The following is a 21,933-nucleotide window of genomic DNA, read 5'->3' on the forward strand; positions in this document are numbered from 1 at the left end:
CACCGGTCGCGCTGATCCGGCCAACGCACTGCAATGCATCACCCCACCAAGGCCAACCGCGTCTCCGAGGCCTTCAGCTCCGCCCCCGCCACCCCCGGCAGCGCCTCGACATGCTCGACCAGCTCGGCATCCAAGCGGAAGTCTCGCCCGAGCAGCAGCGCATAGCCGCCCTCGGCCACCGCCCGCACCTCTCCGCGCGCGCCGCGATGCGGCTCGAGCAAGGCCGCCAGCGCAACGAAGGCCCGCGCATCCGACACGGTCACGTCCAGCACGAAGCGCGCCGCGTTGGCCAGCGTCTCGAAGGGCTGCACCCGCTTGATCGAGACGCGCGGCGCTTCCTCGCCGGGGCGGCGATCCAGCTCCACCGTCATCAAGGCACAGCCGCCGATCCGCGCGGCGTCTTCCAGATCCTTTGCCACCGCATCGTCGAAGCAGGTGGCGAGGAACTGGCCACTGGCGTCCGAACACTGGATCATCATGTAGCGCTTGCCCCGCGCGGAGGTGCGCCAGCGCGCCTCCTCGACCAGGACCGCCATCGTGGCGCCCGCGCGCGTGCCGTCGTCCGGAATGGTCAGTTCGGACAGCGAGGCATAGCTGCGCGCGCCATGGATGCGCGCGAGATGCGCGTGGCGATCGACCGGGTGCGCGGAGAAATAGAAGCCGAACGCCTCCTTCTCCTGCTCCATCCGCTCCGCCAGCGTCCATCTGGCGGGAGGGATCTTGATCGCGTCGTGCGCGCTGCCGGCGTCTCCGAACAGTCCGCCCTGCCCGCTCGTCCGCTCGGCATGGGTGCTCGCCGCCACCGCCAGGATCGTCTCCGCCGCGGCATGGACGCCGGCGCGATTGGGATCGAAGCCATCGAACGCGCCCGCCGCCGCCAGCGTCTCCAGCTGCCGCTTGTTGAGCAGCCGCGGATCGACGCGCCGCGCAAAATCGTCGAGCGAGGCGAAACGCGCCGACCTGCGCTCGGCGACCAGCTTCTCCATCGCCCCCTCGCCCACCGACTTGAGCGCGCCGAGCGCATAGCGGACGGCGAGTCCGTCCTCCCGCACCTCGACGTCGAAATCGGGCTGGCTGGCATGAATACAGGGGGGTAGCAGCGTCACGCCGCTACGGCGCGCATCCTCCACGAACACGCCCAGCTTGTCGGTGAGCGCCATGTCGAAGCACATCGAGGCGGCGTAGAATTCGTGCGGATGATGCGCCTTGAGCCATGCCGTCTGATAGGCGAGCAGCGCATAGGCGGCCGCGTGCGACTTGTTGAAGCCATAGCCGGCGAACTTGTCGATCAGGTCGAACAGCTCGTTGGCCTTGGCCTTGGCGATGCCGTTCGCGCTCTGGCAGCCCTCGACGAAGGTCGCGCGCTGCGCGTCCATCTCCGCCTTGATCTTCTTGCCCATCGCGCGGCGCAGCAGGTCGGCGCCGCCCAGCGAATAGCCCGCCAGGATCTGCGCGGCCTGCATCACCTGTTCCTGATAGACGAAGATCCCGTAGGTCTCCTTCAGGATCGGCTCCAGCAGCGGGTGTGGGTAGACGATTTCCTCCGTCCCCTGCTTGCGCCGGCCGAAGCTGGGGATGTTGTCCATCGGACCCGGGCGATAGAGCGACACGAGCGCGATGATGTCGCCGAAATTGGTCGGCCGCACCGCCGAGAGCGTCCGCCGCATCCCCTCCGATTCGAGCTGGAACACGCCGACCGTGTCGCCGCGCTGGAGCAGCTTGTAGGTTGCCTCGTCATCCCATTCGAGCGCGTCGAGCTGGATCGTGACGCCGCGCTTGGCGAGGAGCTGCACCGCCTTCTGCAGCACCGACAGGGTCTTGAGGCCGAGAAAGTCGAATTTGACGAGGCCCGCCCCCTCGACGAACTTCATGTCGAACTGGGTAACCGGCATGTCCGAGCGCGGATCGCGATAGAGCGGCACCAGCTGCGCCAGCGGCCGGTCGCCGATCACCACGCCCGCGGCATGGGTGGAGCTGTGGCGCGGCAGGCCTTCCAGCTTGGTCGCCAGATCCCACAGCCGGCGGACCTGATTGTCGTTGGCATATTCCTTGGCCAGCTCCGGCACGCCGTTCAGCGCCCGCTTCAGGTCCCAGGGATCGGTCGGGTGGTTGGGGACGAGCTTCGCCAGCCGGTCGACCTGGCCGTAGCTCATCTGGAGCACGCGGCCGGTATCCTTCAGCACCGCCCGCGCCTTCAGCTTTCCGAAGGTGATGATCTGCGCGACCTGGTCACGGCCATATTTCTCCTGCACGTAGCGGATCACTTCGCCACGTCGGGTTTCGCAGAAGTCGATGTCGAAGTCGGGCATCGACACGCGCTCGGGGTTCAGGAAGCGTTCGAACAGCAGGCCGAGCTGAAGCGGATCGAGATCGGTGATCGTCAGCGCCCAGGCGACGACCGAACCTGCGCCCGAACCACGGCCCGGACCCACGGGAATGTCGTGGTCCTTCGCCCATTTGATGAAGTCGGCGACGATCAGGAAGTAGCCGGGGAAGCCCATCTGGACGATCACGTCCACCTCGAAGCGCAGCCGCTCGCGATACACGTCGCGCCAGCCCGGCTCGCCCTCGGGCTCGCCCTTGGCCAGCCGCAGCTCGGCGATCCGGTCGAGCCGCGCCTCCAGCCCCGCCTCGGCGTCCCGGCGCAGCATCGCCGCTTCGCCCTCGCGGTCGCCGGCGAGGCTGGGCAGGATCGGCTTGCGATACGGGGCCATCACCGCGCAGCGCTGCGCCACGACCAGCGTATTGGCGATCGCCTCCGGCACGTCGGCGAACAGCGTCTTGAGCGCCTCGGCCGGCTTCAGCCAGGCATCGGGACAGCTCTTCGGCCGATCCTCCGTCTCCACATAGGTCGAGTTGGCGATGCACAGCATCGCATCATGCGCGTCGCCGAAGCTCTGCTCGGCGAAGCAGCAGGGATTGGTCGCGACCAGCGGCAGGTCGCGCGCATAGGCGAGATCGATCAGCGCCTCTTCGGCCTGCATCTCGGTCGCGTCGCCGCGGCGGCACAGTTCGATGTACAGCCGGTCGCCGAAGATCGTCTGGAGCCGGTCGCAAAACGCCTCCGCCCGGCCGGGCTGGTCTTCGGCGAACAGGCGGGCGAGCGTTCCCTCCCCGCCCGCGGTCAGCGCGATCAGCCCCTCGGCATGGCGGGCCAGCACCTCGATTGACACATGCGGCGCCTGCTCGATCGGCCGTTCCAGATGCGCGGCCGACACGAGCGCGCAGAGATTGTCGTAGCCGGTCGTGTTCTGCGCATAGAGGGCGATCCAGTCGAGCGGCGCAACGACGCCCTCGGGCATGTCGGGGCGGCACAGGCCGAGCAGCGTGCCGATGACCGGCTGGACGCCCGCCTTCTTCGCCGCATCCGAAAAGGCCATGGCGGCATAGAGGCCGTTGCGATCGGTCAGCGCCGCGGCGGGGAATGCCTGTTTCTTGGCCTGCGCGGCGATCGCCTTGGGATCGATCGCGCCGTCGAGCATCGTGTAGGAGGAGAAGATGCGGAGCGGCACATATCCGGAATGCATCGGCCCAACCTAGGGGTGCGGGGATGATTCGGCCAGCGTTGTGGGCCGGGGTTGCGACGGGGCGTTTTGGGTCCGGGAGATGCGGCGGGTCAACCGCAGTGGGCAGTCGCTCGATGGACAGGAGCGCAGCCGCACACGGGCGTCACCCCGGACTTGTTCCGGGGTCCACCTCGCCGCGAGACCGTCGGCGTGAGCGTTTGCGGGACGGTGGATGCCGGAACAAGTCCGGCATGACGGAGGGCGAGGCGACGTCAGACGGCGAAGTCTGTCGCTGGCGATTACCCCGCCGCAACGACCCCCGGCTTGGGCGCATCCGCCGTCGAGCGCAGGTGCAACTCGCGCAGCTGCCGGTTGTCCGCCGGCGAGGGCGCGCCCATCAGCAGGTCCTCGGCGCGCTGGTTCATCGGGAAGAGCGTGATCTCGCGCAGGTTCTGCGCCCCGCAGATCAGCATGACGATCCGGTCGACGCCGGCCGCCATGCCGCCATGCGGCGGCGCGCCGTACTGGAAGGCGCGGTAGAGGCCGCCGAACCGCTCCTCGACATCGGCCTTGGAGAGGCCGACCAGTTCGAACGCCTTGACCATCAGCTCCGGCGACTGGTTGCGGATCGAGCCGGAAGCGATCTCATAGCCATTGCAGACGAGATCGTACTGATAGGCCTTGATCGTCAGCGGGTCCTGCCCGTTCAGCGCGTCCATCCCGCCCTGCGGCATCGAGAAGGGATTGTGCGCGAACTCGACCTTCTTCTCGTTTTCGTCCCATTCGTAGAAGGGGAAGTCGACGATCCAGCACAGGCGGAACGCGCCCTGTTCGATCAGGCCGAGCTGGTCGGCGACGCGGGTGCGCGCCGCGCCGGCCAGCTTGGCGGCCTGTTCGGGCTTGCCGGCGGCGAAGAACAGCCCGTCGTCCGGGCCGAGGCCGAGTGCGGCGTAGAGCGCCTCCATGCCTTCGGAACCATGGTTCTTGGCGATCGGGCCGCCGAACTCGCCGCCCTTGCGGGTGACATAGCCCAGTCCCGCATGGCCCTCGGCGCGGGCCCATTCGTTCATGTCGTCGAAGAACTTGCGGCTCTTGTCCGCCGTGCCCGGCGCGGGGATCGCGCGGACCACGCCGCCGCCGCCCACGATCCGCTCGAACAGGCCGAAGCCGCTCGTGGTGAAGTGCTCCGATACGTCGGTGATGATCAGCGGATTGCGCAGGTCGGGCTTGTCGCTGCCGTACTTCAGCATCGCCTCGTCATAGGGGATGCGCGGGAACTGGCCGGTCGGGGTGACGGTGCGGCCGTCCGCGAACGCCTCGAAGATGCCGCCGATCACCGGCTCCATCGTCTCCCATACCTCTTCCTGCGTGACGAAGCTCATCTCGAGGTCGAGCTGGTAGAATTCGCCCGGCAGCCGGTCGGCGCGCGGATCCTCGTCGCGGAAACAGGGGGCGATCTGGAAATAGCGGTCGAAGCCCGCCACCATCAGCAGCTGCTTGTACTGCTGCGGCGCCTGCGGGAGCGCGTAGAACTTACCGGGATGAATGCGGCTCGGCACCAGAAAGTCGCGCGCGCCCTCGGGCGAGGAGGCGGTGAGGATCGGGGTGGAATATTCGGTGAAGCCCGCGGCCTCCATGCGGCGGCGCATGTCGGCGATCACCTTCGTCCGGCGCACGATGTTCGCGTGCAGCGTCTCGCGGCGCAGATCGAGGAAGCGATAGCGCAGCCGGATATCCTCCGGATATTCCTGCTCGCCCGCGACCGGCATCGGCAGCTCGTCCGCTGCGGACAGCACCGTCGCGGCGCGCGCGAACACCTCGATCGCCCCGGTCGCCAGGTTGGGGTTCACCGTCGCGTCCGACCGCGCCTTCACCGTGCCGTCGATCGTCACGACCGATTCGACGCGCACCCCTTCGAGGATCGGCAGCGCCGGCGAATCCGAATCGGCGACGATCTGGGTGATGCCATAATGGTCGCGCAGGTCGACGAACAGCACGCCGCCATGGTCGCGCTTGCGATGCACCCAGCCCGACAGGCGGACGGTCTCGCCGACGGCGGCAGCGTCGAGGGCGGCGCAGGTGTGGGTGCGATAGGCGTGCATCGGGTTCTTCTTTTCAATCCGTCATCCCGGCGCGGGCCGGGATCTCGTGAGGCAAGGGTGCCGCCAGCCACCGAAAGATGCCAGCCTGCGCTGGCATGACGATGGAGGAGATGGGGTTGCCCCTCCCCCTCTCACCCCCTCTTTGTCAACCCGTGCGCGTCGGTCTATGGGCGGTCGGATGCACGTCCATCCGCTTATCACCGACAGCGCCACGCTCGCCGATCTCTGCTCCCGCCTCGCCCAGGCCGATTTCGTCACGGTCGACACCGAGTTCATGCGCGAGAGTACCTATTGGCCCGAACTCTGCCTGATCCAGATCGCCGACACGCAGGAGGCGGCCGCGATCGACCCGCTGGCGCCCGGCCTCGACATGGGTCCGCTGCTCGACCTGCTGGTGAACAACGAGGATGTGCTGAAGGTCTTCCATGCCGGCGGGCAGGATATCGAGATCATCTACAATCTGACCGGCAAGACCCCGCATCCGCTGTTCGACACGCAGGTCGCGGCGATGGCGCTGGGTCAGGGCGAGCAGATCGGCTATTCGAATCTGGTCGACAGCTGGCTGGGCATCAGCATCGACAAGGGCGCGCGCTTCACCGACTGGTCGCGTCGGCCGCTCGATGCGCGGCAGATCGAATATGCGATCGGCGACGTGACGCACCTGTCGCGCATCTTCCCCAAGATGCTCGAGCGGTTGAAGAAGACCGGCCGCGGCGCATGGCTGGACCAGGAGATGGAGCGACTCGCCGATCCCGCCAACTATGCCAACGATCCCGATCTCGCCTGGAAGCGCGTCCGCATTTCAGGCCGCAAGCCCGAGGTGCTGGGCCGGCTCAAGGCGCTGGCGCGCTGGCGCGAACTGGAGGCGCAGGCCAAGGACCTGCCGCGCGGCCGGATCGTCAAGGACGAGACGCTGGGCGACCTCGCCGGCAATCCGCCGCGCAAGCAGGCCGATCTCGCCAAGGTGCGCGGCCTGTCGGCGACCTGGGCGGGGAACGACATCGGCGCGCGGCTGATGGCGGCGATCGAGGCTGCGGTGCCGCTGTCCGCCGACGAACTGCCGCCCCGCGACGACCGCAAGCCGGGGCTGGGCAAGGACGGCGCGCTGGTCGCCGATCTGCTGAAATTGCTCCTCAAGATTCGCGCGCGCGACATCGACGTGGCGTCGAAGCTGCTGGCGCGCAGCGAGGAGCTCGAGGCGCTCGCGGCGGGCGTCCGCAAGGGACTGCCGATGCTCGAGGGATGGCGCTACGATCAGTTCGGGCGCGATGCCGTGGATCTGGTCGAGGGGCGGCTGGGTTTCACCGTCAAGGCCGGACGGCTGATGATGACCCGAGCAGAGGAGCCTGCATGACCACGGTCGCCACCTATGGCCTCACGGCCGCCGCGATGATCGCCGCTCTGGCCGGCTGTGCGACGACGCCGCCGCCACGCGAGCCCGCCGGCCCCTGTCGGGTCGATGAGGCTGTACGCATGCGCTACGTCGGCACCCGCTTCCGCCTGCCGATGCGCGACGAGATGCGCTACGCGACCGACAGTCGCATCGCGCGCGTGATCCGCCCCGGCGACATCACGACGCAGGACTTCCGCGAGGACCGGCTGAACATCCTGGTCGATGATGCCAGGCGGGTCGAGGGCCTGCGCTGCGGGTGATCGCAGCACCCGCCTGAGGTACGTCCCTATCCGATCAGCACCGGCTTGCGCGCAAGCGCGGTCGCCAGAGCCGAGTGTCGCTTCTCCACCGTCTCGGCATAGAGCGACCGGTCCTCCGGTCGCAGGGCCAGCGCCACCGCATCGCCGTGGAGCGCGAGCGACGAACGGGTGAGCGGGCCCGCCAGCCCACCCGACAGCCGCTGGCCGAGCCGCATCGCCAGTCCCCAGTCGACCGCGCGGCGCAGCGCCTCGGGCGGGGCGAGGCGGGGGAGCGGCGCGGGATGGCCCATGCCGCCGCCCAGGCTGGTGAACAGCGCCTGCGCCAGCATCGCGCGCTCCTCCGCCTCGATCGCCACCCAATTGCCGTGGAGCGCGATTTCCAGGCCACGTTCCGCCCGGAACTCGGGATTGGCGCGCCAGCCCACATCGGCGAGGAGGCACGCGGCATGGCGGATACGGCCATGGGAGGGCGCGTCGCTGGCAAAGAGCGGTGCGATCCACCGGTCGAGCAGGTCGCCATGTTCGGGAAAGCGGCCGAGCACCCGCCCCTCTTCGCGCGCGCCGACGATCAGCGGATCGAGCGCGCGCGTCTCCGCATCCATCGCCGCATAGAGCAGCCCTTCGCGCAGGCCATAGGCGGAGACGATCGTCGTGCGGCTCTCCAGCCGGCGCAGCAGCACGCCGAGCAGCGCGGCGGCATCGGCCAGCGTCGCGGTGCGGCCCGACGACAGGCCGGGGATCGCGCGCAACTGCGCCTTGTCGAGATGCGAGATGCTGCGGGCCAGCCGCGCGATCGCGGCGGGCTCCAGCGCATATTGGTGCGCGATCGGCAGCGGATAGACGTTGCGCACCATGTCGAGCCGCGCCAGCGCCCGCCACGACCCGCCGACGAGGTACAGCGGCAGGCCCTTGCCGCGACCGGCCCAGCCGGCCTTCGCGATCAGCTTGCCGACATGGGCGTCGAGCGGCTTGCCGCGCATGCCGGCGATCCGCAGCACGCCGAGCGGGAAGGACACGCGATCCGCGATCCGGCCACCTGTTACCCGCACGAGCTCTAGGCTGCCGCCCCCCAGGTCGCCGACGATCCCGTCGGCATCGGGGATGCCCGACAGCACGCCATGGCCGGCACCCGCCGCCTCCTGCTCGCCGCTCAGGATCTCGACGGACAGGCCGAGCGCCTGCGCGGCCTCGATCAGGTCCCGGCCATTGGCAGCGTCGCGCACCGCGGCGGTGGCGACGGTGCGGACGGTCGCCACATCCATCTCGCGCACGACCGCGGCGAACCGGGCGAGCGCCTGCCGCGCCAGCGCCAGCGAGGCGGAGTCGATCGCGCCCGTCGCCGCCAGCCCTCGGCCGAGGCCCGCCATCACCTTCTCGTTGAACAGCACCGCGGGTAGCCGCGGATGCCCTTCATAGACGACGAGGCGCACCGAGTTGGAGCCGATGTCGATGATCGCGACGCGGGCGCGATCGACGAGGGGCTCCGGTCGCGGCCCGGACGGGGACTTGCGCGGGAACAGGCTCACGAAATCGTCCGCAGCAACAGTGTCGGCACCTTCTCCAGCGCCGCGCCGCGGCCCGACAGCGACGGATTGGTCATGAAGTAGCGGTGGAGGTTGAAAGGCCGTTCGCCGGGGATCACACGGACATATTCCCCGTCCGGCCCCAGGATCCAGCTCTGCTCGTCGTCCAGGAGGTTGGCCACCATCACCTGGTCGAGGATCTGGTCGTGGACGGTGGGATTGGTGATCGGCAGCATATATTCGACGCGCCGGTCGAAGTTGCGCGGCATCCAGTCGGCCGAGGAGATGAACAGCTTCGCGCCGTCGTTCGGCAGCGCCTTGCCGTTGCCGAACGCCCAGATGCGGCTGTGCTCCAGATAGCGGCCGACGATCGACTTCACCCGGATATTCTCCGACAGGCCGGTCACCTGCGGGCGCAGGCAGCAGATGCCGCGGATGATCAGGTCGATCTGCACCCCGGCGCCGCTCGCCTCGTAGAGCTTGTCGATGATCTGCGCGTCGACCAGCGAGTTCATCTTGGCCCAGATCGCCGCGGGCCGCCCGGCACGCGCATGGGCGATCTCGTCGTCGATCAGCCGGGTCAGCCGCTGGCGCAGGTCGAGCGGCGACAGGCCGATGCAGTTCATGTCGCGCGGTTCGACATAGCCGGTGATGTAGTTGAACATCTGCGCCGCATCGCGCCCGATCGCCTGATCGGCGGTGAAGTAGCTGAGGTCGGTATAGATGCGCGCGGTGACGGGGTGGTAGTTGCCCGTTCCGAAATGGCAGTAGGTGCGCACGCTGCCATTCTCGCGGCGAACCACCATCGACACCTTGGCATGTGTCTTCCAGTCGATGAAGCCGTACACGACCTGCACCCCGGCGCGCTCCAGCTGCGAGGCCCAGAGGAGGTTCTGCTCCTCGTCGAAGCGCGCCTTCAGCTCGACCACCGCGGTCACCGACTTGCCCGCCTCGGCCGCGGCGACCAGCGCCGCGATCACCGCCGACTGCTTGCCCGCGCGATAGAGGGTCTGCTTGATCGCGATCACATCCGGATCGGCCGCCGCCTGCTTCAGGAAGGCGATCACCACCTCGAACGTCTCATAGGGGTGGTGGACGACGATGTCCTTGGCGCGGATCGCGGCGAAGCAGTCGCCGTCGAACTCGCGGATGCGTTCGGGGAAGCGCGGGGTGAGCGGCGGGAACTTCAGGTCCGGCCGGTCCTCGTCGACCAGCATCGCGAGGTCGGCGATCCCGAGCAGCTGGCCGCTCTCGGTGATGATCGCCTCGGCCCCGCCCAGCTCGCTCTTCAGCAGCGCGGCGAGCGGATCGGGCATGCCCGTCTCCAGCTCCAGCCGGATCACCCGTCCCCGCCGGCGGCGCTTGATCGCCTTGGCGAAGTAGCGGACCAGGTCCTCCGCCTCTTCCTCGATCTCGATGTCGCTGTCGCGCAGCACCCGGAAGGCCGCGGCGCCATGGACGACATAGCCGGGGAAGATCAGCGACGCGAAGCGCTTCACCACCGCCTCCACCGACACATAGCGTGCCTCCGTGCCCGGCAGGCGAACGAAGCGCGGCGTCGTCGCGGGCAGCATCAGCACCTCGCGGATCGGCTCGCCGTCGGCGATCCGCTCGAGGTCGAAGATGATCGACAGCCCCTTGTTCGGAATGAAGGGAAAGGGGTGCGCGGGATCGAGCGCCTGCGGGGTCAGCGTCGGGAAGATCTGGTCGCGAAAATGATCCTCCAGCCAGCCACGCGCCGCCTCGTCCACGCCGTCGCGGCGCAGCACCCAGATGCCCGCCTCGTCGAGCAGGTTGCGCAGGTCGGCCCAGATATGCTGCTGGCTCTCCATCAGCCGGTCCGCCTCGGCGACGATGCCGGCGAGCTGCTGGCCCGGGGTCAGGCCGTCGACGGAGCGGCGATCGACGTCCTGCGACTGCTGGCCCTTGAGCCCGGCGACGCGGACCATGAAGAATTCGTCGAGGTTCGACCCGCAGATCGACAGGAAGCGCAACCGTTCGAGCAGCGGGTGCGAATCGTTGCACGCCTCCTCCAGCACGCGGCGGTTGAAGGCGAGCCAGGACAGCTCGCGATTGAAGTAGCGGTCGTTCGGCTCGGGCGCGCTGGCATCGTCCTCCGGCTGGGCGAGCGGGGCGATGTGGGCGGGGCGGGTCATGCGTCCTCCGGTAGGCCGGTCAGGAAGCCGGCTTCGATCAGCAAGGTTCGGGCCAGCGGAATTGTCAGACGACGGCGACGTTCCCATGACAGTCGGTCGAGGGCGATCGCGATCGCCTCGATCCGGGCGTGCGTGCGCTCAACGCGCGCGACCAGCCATTCGACCAGATCGGGGGGCGCGGGCAGGCCGCGGCGTTCCAGATGCCGTGCGATCAGCGCGCGCGACAGAGCATCGTCGGGCGCGCCGATCGCCGCATGCGGGCTCGCTGCCAGGCGGGTCCGCAGGTCGGGCAGCGACACCGGCCAGGCCGGCGGCAGGGCATCGGCGACGATCAGCAGCGGCTGAGCGTCTTCCTGCGCGCGGTTCCAGGCGTGGAACAGCTCGACCTCCGGCACCGTCGCGGCATCGTCGATCACCCGGGCGCCGCTCTGCCGCGCGAACAGTCCCGCCAGCAGCGAGCGGCCGCTGCGGGCCGGGCCGGTCAGCAATGCGGAGCGGACCGGCCAGTCCCGCCAGCCCTCCAGGGTGCGGACCGCCGCCTCGTTCGATGCGGTGAGCAGGAAGGCCTCGTCGCGCGGGTCGGTCGGCCAACCAAGAGGCAAGGCCATCTGGTTCATCCGGCCGGCGCCGCGGGCTCGCTGCGGCGGATGCGCAGCGTCGTTCCGGAGACCGCGACCTGATAGCCCCGCGCCTCCAGCGCCGCCTGGAGTGCGGCGAGATCGCCATCGGTGACGACGCGCATCAGCGAGACCCCGCCCAGCGCCAGGCTGGTCGTCGCGACGGAGCGGACGCCGGGGATGGCGCGAACCAGCGCCTCGCTGTTGGCGACGCTCGACACGCCGGGCGTATCGTACTGGATCGTCAGGGTGGTGCCGGTCGACACCGCGACCTCGCCGCTCTCCCCCTCGACCGGCGCCGCCTCGGGTTCCGGCGTCGGCGTGGCATCGGGATCGGGCGGCGGCGTGAGCGCCTGGTCGGGCGCGAGCCGACCCTGCCGCAGCGCCTGCTGGTAGAGGCCGTCGAGCCGCGCCACGCCGACGTCGAGCAGCTGTGCGATCCCCTCGGCACTGCCGACCCGCAGGGTGAAGCGGCCGAGCAGCGTGTCGTCCGGCCCGTGCCGCGCCTCGAACACGCCGATCACCGGCCCGCCCGGCCACTGGCGATAGAGGCGCACGGCCGGGATCAGCACGTCGGCCGCGCCATATTGGTCGAGGATCCGCCGCCACCAGCCACGTCCCGGACGCGAAACCTGGCCCGCGTTGAGCAGCAGGGGATCGGCGCCCGTACCGGCGGGCCGGACATAGTCGATGCTGCTGTTGCCCGTGCGGAACCGGGCCCAGGCCTGCTGCCACTCACTGCGCGCCTCGAACACCTGGCCGACGCCCGCAGACCATTGCAGCGGCACCACCAGCATCGGCACCGAGCGACCCTGATCGGGTGCGATGCCCAGGATCGCGCCGGCCCGCGTCCGGTCGAACAGGACGCCCAGCCGGGCGATGTAGCGGGTCGGCCCGATCTGCTCGTTCTCGACGACGATGCCGGAGACGAGCTGGTCGAGCGTCGCATCCGAAAGGAGCGCGCCGCCCCCGCCCAGCCGCTTCGACAATTGCACCCACGCCTTGCGCTGCGCCAGCCGCCAGCCGCCGAGCCGCGCGGCCTCGGCGGTCTTGCCGCCGACATCGACCGTCAGCCCGCTGACCTCGAAGGCGCCGCCGCCATCGACCGGGGCGACGCCGCGGCCGGCCCCCTCGATCTGGGCGAGCACGGCCGTGCCGGCCAACAGGGCCGCGGCGGCGGCGAGAACGATCGACGGGCGAGCCATGCAATCCCGCTTTTGCAGAAGCGGGCGTGGAAATCCAAGCGCGATATGGCTAGTCGACACGCATGAGCGAGACAGAGCAGCCGTCCTCCACCCCCTATACCTATGCCGATGCCGGCGTATCGATCGCCGCGGGCAATGCGCTGGTGCGCGCCATCGCCCCCCTCGCCCGGTCGACGCGGCGGCCCGGGGCGGACGCCGATCTAGGCGGCTTCGGCGGCATCTTCGACCTGAAGGCGGCGGGGTTCACGGATCCCCTGCTGGTCGCCGCCAATGACGGCGTCGGCACCAAGCTGAAGCTGGCGATCGAGTGGGACCGGCACGAGGGGGTGGGCGTCGATCTGGTCGCGATGTGCGCCAACGACCTGATCGTCCAGGGCGCCGAGCCCCTGTTCTTTCTCGACTATTATGCCAGCGGCAAGCTGGAGGCGGGGGTCGCCGAGCGGGTCGTGGCCTCGATCGCGGAGGGCTGCCGGCAGGCGGGCTGCGCGCTGATCGGCGGCGAGACGGCGGAGATGCCGGGCATGTACGCACCGGGCGACTATGATCTTGCCGGCTTCTGCGTCGGCGCGGTCGAACGCGACCGGCTGCTGACGGGCGACAGGATCGCGGCGGGCGACGTGATCCTCGGTCTCGCCTCGTCGGGGGTCCATTCCAACGGCTTCTCGCTGGTTCGCCGACTCGCCGCCGACAAGGGCTGGCGGCTCGACCGGCCGGCTCTGTTCGACCAGGACCGACTGTTGATCGACGCGCTGATGGCGCCGACCCGCATCTATGTCGCCAGCCTGTTGCCGCTGCTGCGCGAAGGGGCGATCCACGGACTGGCGCATATCACCGGCGGCGGCCTGCTGGAGAATGTGCCGCGGGTGCTGCCGGTCGAGACGCATGCGGTGATCGATGCCGATGCGTGGCCGCTGCCACGGGTGATGGCCTTCCTGCAGGCGCAGGGGCAGATCGAGCCCGAGGAGATGGCGCGCACCTTCAACACCGGCATCGGGATGGTCGCGATCGTCGCCGAAGCCGAAGCGTCGCGCGTTGCGGCGGCGCTGGAAGCCGCGGGCGAGACGGTCTTCGCGATCGGGCGGGTCGAGGCCGGCGCGCGCGGCTGCACCGTGCGCGGCGCGACCGAGACCTGGAGCGCGCGGGCGGACTGGACGGCGACCCATCACGCATGACGCGGGTCGGCATCCTCCTGTCAGGGCGCGGCTCGAACATGCAGGCGCTGGTCGAGCGGGCGCGGGGCTATGAGGTCGCGCTGGTCGCGTCGGACAAGCCGGACGCGGCCGGCATCGCCTGGGCCAGGGCGCGCGGGCTGAACACCTTCGCGCTCTCGCCCAAGGGCATCGGCAAGCCCGCCTATGAGGCGGCGCTGGATGCGGCGCTGCGCGACGCGGGGGTCGAGGTGATCGCGCTGGCGGGCTATATGCGGCTGCTGTCGGACGATTTCGTCGCGCGCTGGCGGGGGCGGATCGTCAACATCCACCCCTCGCTCCTGCCGAAGTACAAGGGACTCGACACGCATGCGCGTGCGATCGCGGCGAAGGATGCAGCGGGTGGCTGTTCGGTCCACATCGTCACCGAGGAGCTGGACGGCGGCGCGGTGCTCGGGCAGACGGCGGTGCCGATCCTGCCCGGCGACACGGCGGAGACGCTCGCCGCCCGCGTCCTCGAGGCCGAACATGCGTTATACCCGCATATCCTGACGGAGTTCGTGGCCGATGAGCGAAATCGTGGCGTCCCCCCTGTCGCGCGTGCGTGAGATCGCGCTGCTCCTGCCGGAGACGGAGGAGCGGACCAGTCATGGCCAGCCGACCTTCTTCGTCGCCGGCCGCCAGTTCGCCCAGCTGCGCGACGATCATCACGGCGACGGGCGCACCGTGGTGTGCGTGAAGACGAGCGGCAGCGACGAGCAGGCGATGCTGCTCGACGGAGCGCCCTCCACCTATAGCCGTCCCGCCTATCTGGGGCCGGCGGGCTGGGTGGCGATCGACCTGGCTGGTGACCCCGACTGGGCGCTGGTGGAGGATCGGATCGCACGAAGCTGGGAACTGGCGGCGCCCGCGCGGCTGCTGGAGGCGGGCGGGCGATGAGCGAGACGCCGGATCAGGCCACCCGCCGCCGCTGGGTCAGCCTGGCCGAGGCGGTGGCCGTCGCCGGGCTGGTGATCGGCGCGCTGACCCTGTGGCTCAGCTGGTCCGACAAGCGCGACGAGCGGATCGACAAGGCCAGCGAGCAGGCCAGCGCCGCGCGCGAGCGGGCGCGGGTGGAGCTGGTCGCCTCGGTCGAGGATGGCGGCCGGACGCTGACGTTGAAGGACGAGCGCCACGACCTGTCCGACGCGGCGATCAGCTTCCCCGGAGCGCTGGGCGTCGAGACCCAGCGCCCGCCCGGCGATCCCGCGATCGATGCGGGATGGTTCGAGGAACCGCTGCTCAAGGCGACCGACGGCGGAGCCGATCGCCGCACCGGCCGGCTGCCGGTGCTGATCCGCCTGCGCTATTGGGACGGGGATACCGAGCGATCGAGCAGCGGGATCTACGACATCGTCTGGCGGACCGAAGGACGCCTGCTGCGCGGACGCACGGTGCGGATGGAAGGCTTGCGGCTGCGCGCGCGAGGCGGGGATCAGGCGGCGCTGGATGCAGCGTGGTTGCGGGTGAAGCCTTAACCGCTGACGTTGCGTAGGCAGCGAGGAAGGACAGGGCTTCGACAAGCTCAGCACGAACGGTTTGGGAGTGGGTTGGCGCGCCCTCTCACCCGTTCGCCCTGAGCCTGTCGAAGGGCTGCTTTCCTCCGGGCGCCACGCTGGTGGCGAAGAAGAACAGCTCAGCACCAACGGGAGGGCGGGTGGCGCACCTCACAACTCCAGCGCGTAGACGAAATCGTCGTGGAGCGTGGCCCCGACCTTGAACCGCCGCTCCGCGATGGCGACGAACCCCTCGCGCTCGTAGAAGCGCCTCGCCCGCAAGTTGCCGGCGAACACGCCGAGCAGCATCCGTCGCGCGCCCCGATTCCTCGCATCGGCCACTGCCTGCGCGAGCAGCGCCGCGCCGAGGCCGGTGCCGTGCATCGTCGACAGCGCATAGATACGGCGCAGTTCGATATCGCCCGGGCGGGTCTCCCCCACCTCGTCGGGCGGGGTCAACAGCGTGTAGCCGACCGGCGCGCCGCCACGGATATGTTCGGCCAGCGTCAGCACGGCCGCGTCATCCGCGGCCCAGCGCGCGAAGACGTCTGCGCTACTCTTGCCGGCAAGATGGGCGAGGATGTCCGGGCCGGCCAGCACCCCGGCGAAGGTCGCGAGGAAACAGGCCTGCGCGACCAGGGCGACCGCGGCGGCATCGTCGACCGACGCCTGCCGCAGCCGCCAGTCGGGCATCAGCCGACGATCTCGTCGGGCTGGAAGAAATAGGCAATCTCGATCGCCGCATTCTCGTCCGAATCCGAGCCGTGCACCGAGTTCGCCTCGATCGATTCCGCCAGCTCCTTGCGGATCGTGCCGGGAGCGGCGTTCTCGGGATTGGTCGCGCCCATGATGTCGCGGTTGCGCTGGACGGCATTCTCGCCCTCGAGCACCTGCACCACCACCGGGCCGGAGATCATGAAGCTGACCAGATCGTTGAAGAAGGGCCGCTCCTTGTGGACGGCGTAGAAGCCCTCGGCCTGCTCCTTGGTCATCTGGATGCGCTTCGAGGCGACGACGCGCAGGCCGGCCTCCTCCAGCATCTTGGTGACCGCGCCGGTCAGGTTGCGGCGGGTCGCGTCGGGCTTGATGATCGAGAAGGTACGGTTCGCGGCCATGACGGTCACGGGCTCCTGTCTATGGAATAGGGGGATAGATGGCGCGCCGCCCTAGTCGGCGGGCGGCGCATTGGCAACAGGGATGGCCGCTGGCGGCTCAGGCAGCGGTCTGGCCGTAATCCTGCCGCGTCACCGGGTGGCTCGACGACAGGCCGCCGTCCGCCGCCAGCGCCTGTCCGTTGACATAGCTCGCCTCTGCGGAGGCGAGGAACAGCGCCACCTTCGCCAGCTCTTCCGGCTGGGCCGCGCGGCGAAGGGGATTGAGACGGCCGATCCGGTCCAGCTTGTCGACGGCGCGGGCATGGTCGAACACGGGCGCGGTCATGCCGGTCTCGGTCAGGCCGGGTAGCAGCGCGTTGACGCGCACGTTGCTGCCGGACAGCTGCTGCGCGGCGACCTGCGCGAGGTTGATCACCCCCGCCTTCGAGGCCGAATAGGCCGGCGATCCCGCCCCGGAGCGGAGGCCGGCGACGCTGGCGGTCAGGACGATGGCGCCGCCGCCTCGCCGGGCGATCCGCGGCGCAGCGTGCTTGATCGCGAGGAAGGGCCCGAGCAGGTTGACGCGCAGGACCTCGGCGAAGAGCGCGGCGTCGGTGTCGAAGATGCCCGGCAGCCCGCCCGAAATGCCGGCATTGGCGAACATCACGTCGATCCCGCCATGTTCCGCGACGGCAAGCTCGACGGTGCGGATCACGTCCGCCTCGCTGCCCGCGTCCATGCGGATCGCGCGGGCGGCCGGGCCGATCGTCGTGGCGGTTGCCGCAGCACCATCGCTGAGGTCGGCGCACACCACCCGCGCGCCTTCCGCGGCGAAGGCGATGGCGGCCGCGCGGCCGATCCCGGACCCGGCACCGGTCACGATCACCGACTTGCCCTCGAACCGCATCATGCCCCGGCCCTTTCCGCGAATGTCCACGCCGCCTCGGCCAGGCCGTAGACCCGCGCCGCGGTCGCCTCCGCCTGCGCACTAGAGGCGGTGCCGTCGATGATCCGGCGCTTGATGCCCTGGACGATCCCGGTCAGGCGGAAGAGGTTGTAGGCGAAGTACCAGTCGAGCTGCGGCACGCCGGCCCGGCCAGTCGCGGCGCAATAGCGCTCCACCATCTCGTCCAGCGTCGGGATGCCCGTCTTCGGCCCGGTGAGGCCAAGCACGCCCGACCGTCCCTCCGGCGCGGTGACCCAGTTCATCATCAGGTAGGAGAAGTCTGCCAGCGGATCGCCCAGCGTCGACAATTCCCAGTCGAGCACCGCCAGCACCTGCGGCCCCTGCGCGGCGTAGATCAGGTTGTCGATCCGGTAGTCGCCGTGGACGATCCCGGTCGCGGTCTGCGGCGGCAGGGTTCGGGGAAGCCAGTCGATCAGTCGCTCGACGGGCTCCATCCGCTCGGTCTCCGACGCGCGATATTGCTTGGTCCAGCGCGCGACCTGCCGCTCGAAATAATTGCCCGGCCGGCCATAACCGCCAAGACCGACCGCCTCCGGATCGATGCGGTGGAGCGCGGCGAGCGTGTCGACCAGCGCATGGTAGTGCGCGCGGCGCTGCTCGGGCGCCAGCTCCGGCATCGACCCGTCCCAGATCGTCCGCCCCGCGACCCGCTCCATGACGTAGAAGGGTGCGCCGATCACCCCGTCATCCTCGCACAGGCCCAGCGGCTGCGGCACGGGGAAGCCGGTGGGATGGAGCGCCGCGATCACGCGATACTCGCGTTCGACGGCATGGGCAGATGGCAGGATCGGCCCGAACGGCTTGCGCCGCAGCACATAGGCGGCGGCCGGCGTCTCGAGCAGATAGGTCGGGTTGGACTGGCCACCCGCGAAACGGCGGTAGGAGAGCGCGCCCGCATAGCCATCCACATGCGCGGCCATCCACTCGCCGAGCCGAGCGAGGTCGAGCCGGTCCTTTGCGGCAACGGGGACGGTGCCGTCGTCCGCGGTCATCGCGCCGGCGCTTCCGCTTGCGCGTCGGGGTAGCGGCCGAACTCGGCGCGGGCGATCGCCCGGTTGTGCACCTCGTCCGGCCCGTCGGCGAAGCGCAGCGTGCGGACTGAGGCCCAGTCATGCGCCAGGTGGAAGTCGCCGCTGACCCCGCCCCCGCCATGGGCCTGGATCGCATCGTCGAGGATGCGCAGCGCCATGGTCGGCGCCTGCACCTTGATCATCGCGATCTCGAGCTGCGCGGCCTTGTTGCCCGCCCGGTCCATCATGTCGGCGGCCTTGAGGCACAGGAGCCGCGTCATTTCGATATCGATGCGGGCGCGGGCGATCCGCTGCTCCCAAACGCTGTGGTCGGCGATCCGCTTGCCGAAGGCGGTGCGCGACAGCAGGCGCTTCGCCATCGCCTCGATCCCCGCCTCGGCGACGCCGATCGTGCGCATGCAGTGATGGATCCGCCCCGGCCCCAGCCGGCCCTGCGCGATCTCGAACCCGCGCCCCTCGCCGAGCAGGATGTTCTCCGCCGGGACGCGCACGTCCTTCAGCACGACCTCGCCATGGCCGTGGGGCGCATGGTCGTAGCCATAGACCGACAGCATCCGCTCGATCGTCACGCCCGGCGTATCGAGGTCGAGGATCAGCATCGACTGCTGGCTGTGGCGCGATCCGTCGAACCGGGTCTTGCCCATCAGGATCGCCACCTTGCAGCGCGGATCGCCCACCCCGCTCGACCACCATTTGCGGCCGTTGACGACATAATGGTCGCCGTCGCGGACCATCGCCGTCTCGATATTGGTCGCGTCCGACGAGGCGACCTGCGGCTCGGTCATCAGGAAGGCGGAACGGATCTCGCCGTCCATCAGCGGGCGCAGCCAGCGCTCCTTCTGCGCATAGGTGCCGTAGCGGTGGAAGACCTCCATATTGCCGGTGTCGGGCGCCGAGCAGTTGAAGCATTCGCTCGCCCAGCCGATCCGCCCCATCTCCTCGGCGCAGAGCGCATATTCGAGGTTGGTCAGCTGCTCGCCCTCGAAGACGAAGCGGTCGTCGACCGGCGGCGCACCCGAATGGGGCGGCATGAACAGGTTCCACAGGCCCGCGGCGCGTGCCTTCGCCTTGACCTCCTCGATCACCGGAAGGACCTTCCACCGCTCGCCCTGCTGCGACTGACGATGGTATTCGGCGTCGCGCGGCCGGATCTCCGCGTCGATGAAGGCCCGCACCCGGTCGCGAAAGTGCGCCTGGCGCTCGTCCAGCCTGAAGTCCATCGCCGCCTCTCCAATACTTGGTTCTGGCCTCGGCTTAGACCGTACCGGTTTTTCGGTAAAGGCGTTGTCCGCGCGCGCCGTCACAACGCACTGTACCTTCAAAAATGAGATGATAGACGTTGGAGGATGGACCAGAGACAAGAGGCGGCGGGGACGGCCGCGGGGGGAGAGACGGGAACGCGGCGCTTCCGCGCGAAGCGCGACGCGATCCTGGCCGCGGCGGCGGAGGCGATCAACGAGCAATCGGCCAAGGGCATGACCTTTGCCGACGTCGCGCGCCGGGTCGGGCTCAACACGACCAGCGTCACCTATTACTTCCGCCGCAAGGAGGATCTGGCCGCCGCCGCGTTCGAGAACACGCTGGAGCGGCTGACCGAGATGGTCGCCGACGCCGCCACCCGGCCCGACCCGCGCACGCGGGTGGCGCGCTATCTGTCGCTCTACATGGCGCGCCTGCAGCGGATCGCGGCCGGCGAGGACAGTGCCTTCGCCGTTCTGTCCGACCTTCGCGCGACCGAGGAACCGATCAAGAGCCGCCTGCTCGCCGGCTGGCAGCGCGTGTTCCGCGAGACGCGCGCGCTGTGGGGCGAGCCGACCTCGCGGGCGCAGAAGGACCTGAACGGCGCGCGGGCGCACGTCATCCTCGAGAATACCTTCTGGCTGCCGATCTGGATCAACCGCTACGATCCCGACCAATATGGCCGGGTCGAAGCAAGGCTGATGGACGTGTTCGCGCACGGCATCGCCGCACCGAGCGCGGAATGGGCACCGCGGCTGCTCGACCTCAGCCATGACGAGGCCGAGCCGGGGCGCGCCGCCTTCCTGCTCGCCGCCACCCGGCTGATCAACACCCTCGGCTATCGCGGCGCATCGGTGCAGCGGATCGCGTCCGAGCTCAACGTGACCAAGGGCAGCTTCTACCATCATCTCGACGCCAAGGACGAGCTGGTGCTGGCCTGCTACCGTCGCAGCTTCGACACCATCTCGGCCGCGCAGGCGCTCGCCGACGAACGGGGCGGCAGCCACTGGCAGCGACTGGCGAGCACGATCGCGACGCTGATCGACGTCCAGTTCGCCGAGTCCGCGCCGCTGCTGCGCACCACGGCGCTGGCCGGGCTGCCGCCGGGCGAGCGCGAGGCGATGGTCGACCGGTCCAACCGGATCGCCCGCCGCTATGCCGGCACGATCATGGACGGGGTGGCGGAAGGATCGTGCCGCCCAGTCGATGCGCTGATCGCGGCCCAGACGCTGACCTCGCTCCAGAATGCGGCGTTCGACATGCGCAAATGGGCCTCTGCCATGCCCCGCGAGCGGGCGGTGGCGATGTATGCCTCGACCCTGCTGTTCGGCCTGTTCGACGACCGGATGGCGGCCTCGTCCGTCCTGCCATGACGATCACCTATCGGAGCTATCTGCGCCTGCCCGAGCTGCTCGACTGCCAGACGCCCCTGTCCGAGGCGCATGACGAACTGCTCTTCATCGCGATCCACCAGGCGTCCGAGATCTGGCTGAAGCTGTGCCTGCACGAGCTGTCCGCCGCACGCGCGCGCATCGCCGCCGACGACCTGCCGCCCGCCTTCAAAATGATGGCGCGCGTCGGGCGGGTGATGGCGCAGCTGATCCAGAGCTGGGAAGTTCTGGCGACCATGACGCCGGCCGACTACGCGGCGATGCGGGGGCGGCTCGGCACCAGTTCGGGCTTCCAGTCGGACCAGTATCGCCGCATGGAATTCCTGCTCGGCAACAAGAATCCCGCGATGCTGGGTTCGCACCGGGACGAGCCGGAGGTGCACGCGACGCTCGCCGCCGATCTCGCCGGCCCGAGCCTGTATGACGAGGTCCTGCGGCTGCTCGCGCGGCGGGGCTTTGCCATGCCGGCCGCACATCTCGACCGCGACTTCGCGGAACCCTATCGGCCCGAGCCCGCGGTGGAGGCGGCCTGGGCGGCGATCTATGCCGATACGGCGCGCTACTGGGACCTGTACGAGCTCGCCGAAAAGCTGGTCGACCTCGACTATCGCGTCCAGCTCTGGCGCTTCGGCCACCTCAAGACAGTGGAGCGGGTGATCGGCTTCAAGACCGGCACCGGCGGCACGGCGGGCGTCGGCTATCTCGCCAAAGTCCTCGAATCGCCGTTTTTTCCTGAACTCGCGACGATGCGTACCCGTTTGTGACC

19 protein-coding genes are annotated in these 21,933 nt (G+C 69.5%); 8 read left to right on the forward strand and 11 right to left on the reverse strand.

What is annotated here, in order from left to right:
- Positions 1 to 38 precede the first annotated feature (38 nt).
- Both dnaE and aspS read right to left on the reverse strand, forming a co-directional pair.
- Positions 39 to 3,527 carry a DNA polymerase III subunit alpha gene (gene dnaE / locus IEX18_RS11420; protein ID WP_188658899.1) on the reverse strand — a complete coding sequence of 1,163 codons (3,489 nt, stop codon included), beginning with the start codon at positions 3,525 to 3,527 and terminating at the stop codon, positions 39 to 41.
- 278 nt (positions 3,528 to 3,805) lie between these two features.
- Entirely contained in the window at positions 3,806 to 5,608 is a 1,803-nt protein-coding gene (gene aspS, locus IEX18_RS11425; protein ID WP_188658900.1) for an aspartate--tRNA ligase, read from the reverse strand.
- 178 nt (positions 5,609 to 5,786) lie between these two features.
- Here aspS and rnd point away from each other — a divergent pair, with 178 nt between their 5' ends.
- Positions 5,787 to 6,962 carry a ribonuclease D gene (gene rnd, locus IEX18_RS11430; RefSeq protein WP_188658901.1) on the forward strand — a complete coding sequence of 392 codons (1,176 nt, stop codon included), beginning with the start codon at positions 5,787 to 5,789 and terminating at the stop codon, positions 6,960 to 6,962.
- Positions 6,959 to 7,261 carry an I78 family peptidase inhibitor gene (locus IEX18_RS11435; RefSeq protein WP_188658902.1) on the forward strand — a complete coding sequence of 101 codons (303 nt, stop codon included), beginning with the start codon at positions 6,959 to 6,961 and terminating at the stop codon, positions 7,259 to 7,261. Before rnd ends, IEX18_RS11435 begins: the two co-directional genes overlap by 4 nt.
- Positions 7,262 to 7,287: 26 nt before the next feature.
- On the opposite strand, the gene IEX18_RS11440 is transcribed toward IEX18_RS11435, so the two are convergent.
- The 4 genes from IEX18_RS11440 to IEX18_RS11455 are packed head-to-tail and all read right to left on the reverse strand — an operon-like array spanning position 7,288 to position 12,762.
- The gene (locus IEX18_RS11440; RefSeq protein ID WP_188659414.1) at positions 7,288 to 8,781 is read right to left on the reverse strand and encodes a Ppx/GppA phosphatase family protein; all 1,494 of its coding nucleotides are present in this window, start codon (positions 8,779 to 8,781) and stop codon (positions 7,288 to 7,290) included.
- Between the two features lie 2 nt (positions 8,782 to 8,783).
- Positions 8,784 to 10,940, reverse strand: coding sequence for an RNA degradosome polyphosphate kinase (locus tag IEX18_RS11445; RefSeq protein ID WP_188658903.1), 2,157 nt, complete (start codon positions 10,938 to 10,940; stop codon positions 8,784 to 8,786).
- Complete coding sequence (locus IEX18_RS11450; protein ID WP_188658904.1) at positions 10,937 to 11,557, reverse strand: HdaA/DnaA family protein; 621 nt, start codon at positions 11,555 to 11,557, stop codon at positions 10,937 to 10,939. Before IEX18_RS11450 ends, IEX18_RS11445 begins: the two co-directional genes overlap by 4 nt.
- Positions 11,554 to 12,762, reverse strand: coding sequence for a heavy-metal-associated domain-containing protein (locus IEX18_RS11455; protein ID WP_188658905.1), 1,209 nt, complete (start codon positions 12,760 to 12,762; stop codon positions 11,554 to 11,556). The genes IEX18_RS11450 and IEX18_RS11455 overlap by 4 nt, the downstream gene beginning before the upstream one ends.
- A gap of 62 nt (positions 12,763 to 12,824) precedes the next feature.
- Between IEX18_RS11455 and purM the strand changes: the two genes are divergently transcribed.
- Genes purM through IEX18_RS11475 form a run of 4 tightly spaced genes read left to right on the forward strand, consistent with a single transcriptional unit; the run spans position 12,825 to position 15,427 of the window.
- The gene (purM, locus tag IEX18_RS11460) at positions 12,825 to 13,934 is read left to right on the forward strand and encodes a phosphoribosylformylglycinamidine cyclo-ligase (RefSeq protein ID WP_188658906.1); all 1,110 of its coding nucleotides are present in this window, start codon (positions 12,825 to 12,827) and stop codon (positions 13,932 to 13,934) included.
- Positions 13,931 to 14,518 (forward strand): phosphoribosylglycinamide formyltransferase, encoded by a 588-nt coding sequence (gene purN / locus IEX18_RS11465; RefSeq protein WP_188658907.1) that lies wholly within the window; start codon positions 13,931 to 13,933, stop codon positions 14,516 to 14,518. The genes purM and purN overlap by 4 nt, the downstream gene beginning before the upstream one ends.
- Positions 14,478 to 14,849, forward strand: coding sequence for an MmcQ/YjbR family DNA-binding protein (locus IEX18_RS11470; protein ID WP_188658908.1), 372 nt, complete (start codon positions 14,478 to 14,480; stop codon positions 14,847 to 14,849). Before purN ends, IEX18_RS11470 begins: the two co-directional genes overlap by 41 nt.
- Complete coding sequence (locus tag IEX18_RS11475) at positions 14,846 to 15,427, forward strand: hypothetical protein (protein ID WP_188658909.1); 582 nt, start codon at positions 14,846 to 14,848, stop codon at positions 15,425 to 15,427. Before IEX18_RS11470 ends, IEX18_RS11475 begins: the two co-directional genes overlap by 4 nt.
- A 189-nt stretch (positions 15,428 to 15,616) precedes the next feature.
- Here the strand turns inward: IEX18_RS11475 and IEX18_RS11480 are convergent, their stop codons facing one another.
- The 5 genes from IEX18_RS11480 to IEX18_RS11500 all read right to left on the reverse strand — a co-directional run bounded on the left by IEX18_RS11480 (position 15,617) and on the right by IEX18_RS11500 (position 19,757).
- Positions 15,617 to 16,138 (reverse strand): GNAT family N-acetyltransferase, encoded by a 522-nt coding sequence (locus IEX18_RS11480; protein ID WP_188658910.1) that lies wholly within the window; start codon positions 16,136 to 16,138, stop codon positions 15,617 to 15,619.
- Entirely contained in the window at positions 16,138 to 16,560 is a 423-nt protein-coding gene (gene ndk / locus IEX18_RS11485; protein ID WP_188659415.1) for a nucleoside-diphosphate kinase, read from the reverse strand. Before ndk ends, IEX18_RS11480 begins: the two co-directional genes overlap by 1 nt.
- A gap of 97 nt (positions 16,561 to 16,657) precedes the next feature.
- Entirely contained in the window at positions 16,658 to 17,449 is a 792-nt protein-coding gene (locus tag IEX18_RS11490) for an SDR family NAD(P)-dependent oxidoreductase (protein ID WP_188658911.1), read from the reverse strand.
- Positions 17,446 to 18,498: a phosphotransferase family protein gene (locus IEX18_RS11495; RefSeq protein WP_188658912.1), complete on the reverse strand. Its 1,053-nt coding sequence runs from the start codon at positions 18,496 to 18,498 to the stop codon at positions 17,446 to 17,448. Before IEX18_RS11495 ends, IEX18_RS11490 begins: the two co-directional genes overlap by 4 nt.
- A complete protein-coding gene (locus tag IEX18_RS11500; RefSeq protein ID WP_188658913.1) occupies positions 18,495 to 19,757 on the reverse strand; it encodes an acyl-CoA dehydrogenase family protein in 1,263 nt (420 codons plus the stop codon). The genes IEX18_RS11495 and IEX18_RS11500 overlap by 4 nt, the downstream gene beginning before the upstream one ends.
- 126 nt (positions 19,758 to 19,883) lie before the next feature.
- Between IEX18_RS11500 and IEX18_RS11505 the strand changes: the two genes are divergently transcribed.
- Positions 19,884 to 21,149 (forward strand): TetR/AcrR family transcriptional regulator, encoded by a 1,266-nt coding sequence (locus IEX18_RS11505; RefSeq protein ID WP_188658914.1) that lies wholly within the window; start codon positions 19,884 to 19,886, stop codon positions 21,147 to 21,149.
- Positions 21,146 to 21,931 (forward strand): tryptophan 2,3-dioxygenase, encoded by a 786-nt coding sequence (locus IEX18_RS11510; RefSeq protein ID WP_188658915.1) that lies wholly within the window; start codon positions 21,146 to 21,148, stop codon positions 21,929 to 21,931. The genes IEX18_RS11505 and IEX18_RS11510 overlap by 4 nt, the downstream gene beginning before the upstream one ends.
- Positions 21,932 to 21,933: the final 2 nt, after the last annotated feature.

Source organism: Sphingomonas metalli (genome assembly GCF_014641735.1).
GTDB lineage: Bacteria > Pseudomonadota > Alphaproteobacteria > Sphingomonadales > Sphingomonadaceae > Sphingomonas > Sphingomonas metalli.

Bases quoted from the DNA above. Each gene is read 5' to 3' on its own strand.
- dnaE (WP_188658899.1), bottom strand. From the start codon at position 3,527: ATGCATTCCGGATATGTGCCGCTCCGCATCTTCTCCTCCTACACGATG.
- aspS (WP_188658900.1), bottom strand. From the start codon at position 5,608: ATGCACGCCTATCGCACCCACACCTGCGCCGCCCTCGACGCTGCCGCC.
- rnd (WP_188658901.1), top strand. From the start codon at position 5,787: ATGCACGTCCATCCGCTTATCACCGACAGCGCCACGCTCGCCGATCTC.
- IEX18_RS11435 (WP_188658902.1), top strand. From the start codon at position 6,959: ATGACCACGGTCGCCACCTATGGCCTCACGGCCGCCGCGATGATCGCC.
- IEX18_RS11445 (WP_188658903.1), bottom strand. From the start codon at position 10,940: ATGACCCGCCCCGCCCACATCGCCCCGCTCGCCCAGCCGGAGGACGAT.
- IEX18_RS11450 (WP_188658904.1), bottom strand. From the start codon at position 11,557: ATGAACCAGATGGCCTTGCCTCTTGGTTGGCCGACCGACCCGCGCGAC.
- IEX18_RS11455 (WP_188658905.1), bottom strand. From the start codon at position 12,762: ATGGCTCGCCCGTCGATCGTTCTCGCCGCCGCCGCGGCCCTGTTGGCC.
- purM (WP_188658906.1), top strand. From the start codon at position 12,825: ATGAGCGAGACAGAGCAGCCGTCCTCCACCCCCTATACCTATGCCGAT.
- purN (WP_188658907.1), top strand. From the start codon at position 13,931: ATGACGCGGGTCGGCATCCTCCTGTCAGGGCGCGGCTCGAACATGCAG.
- IEX18_RS11470 (WP_188658908.1), top strand. From the start codon at position 14,478: ATGAGCGAAATCGTGGCGTCCCCCCTGTCGCGCGTGCGTGAGATCGCG.
- IEX18_RS11475 (WP_188658909.1), top strand. From the start codon at position 14,846: ATGAGCGAGACGCCGGATCAGGCCACCCGCCGCCGCTGGGTCAGCCTG.
- IEX18_RS11480 (WP_188658910.1), bottom strand. From the start codon at position 16,138: ATGCCCGACTGGCGGCTGCGGCAGGCGTCGGTCGACGATGCCGCCGCG.
- ndk (WP_188659415.1), bottom strand. From the start codon at position 16,560: ATGGCCGCGAACCGTACCTTCTCGATCATCAAGCCCGACGCGACCCGC.
- IEX18_RS11490 (WP_188658911.1), bottom strand. From the start codon at position 17,449: ATGATGCGGTTCGAGGGCAAGTCGGTGATCGTGACCGGTGCCGGGTCC.
- IEX18_RS11495 (WP_188658912.1), bottom strand. From the start codon at position 18,498: ATGACCGCGGACGACGGCACCGTCCCCGTTGCCGCAAAGGACCGGCTC.
- IEX18_RS11500 (WP_188658913.1), bottom strand. From the start codon at position 19,757: ATGGACTTCAGGCTGGACGAGCGCCAGGCGCACTTTCGCGACCGGGTG.
- IEX18_RS11505 (WP_188658914.1), top strand. From the start codon at position 19,884: ATGGACCAGAGACAAGAGGCGGCGGGGACGGCCGCGGGGGGAGAGACG.
- IEX18_RS11510 (WP_188658915.1), top strand. From the start codon at position 21,146: ATGACGATCACCTATCGGAGCTATCTGCGCCTGCCCGAGCTGCTCGAC.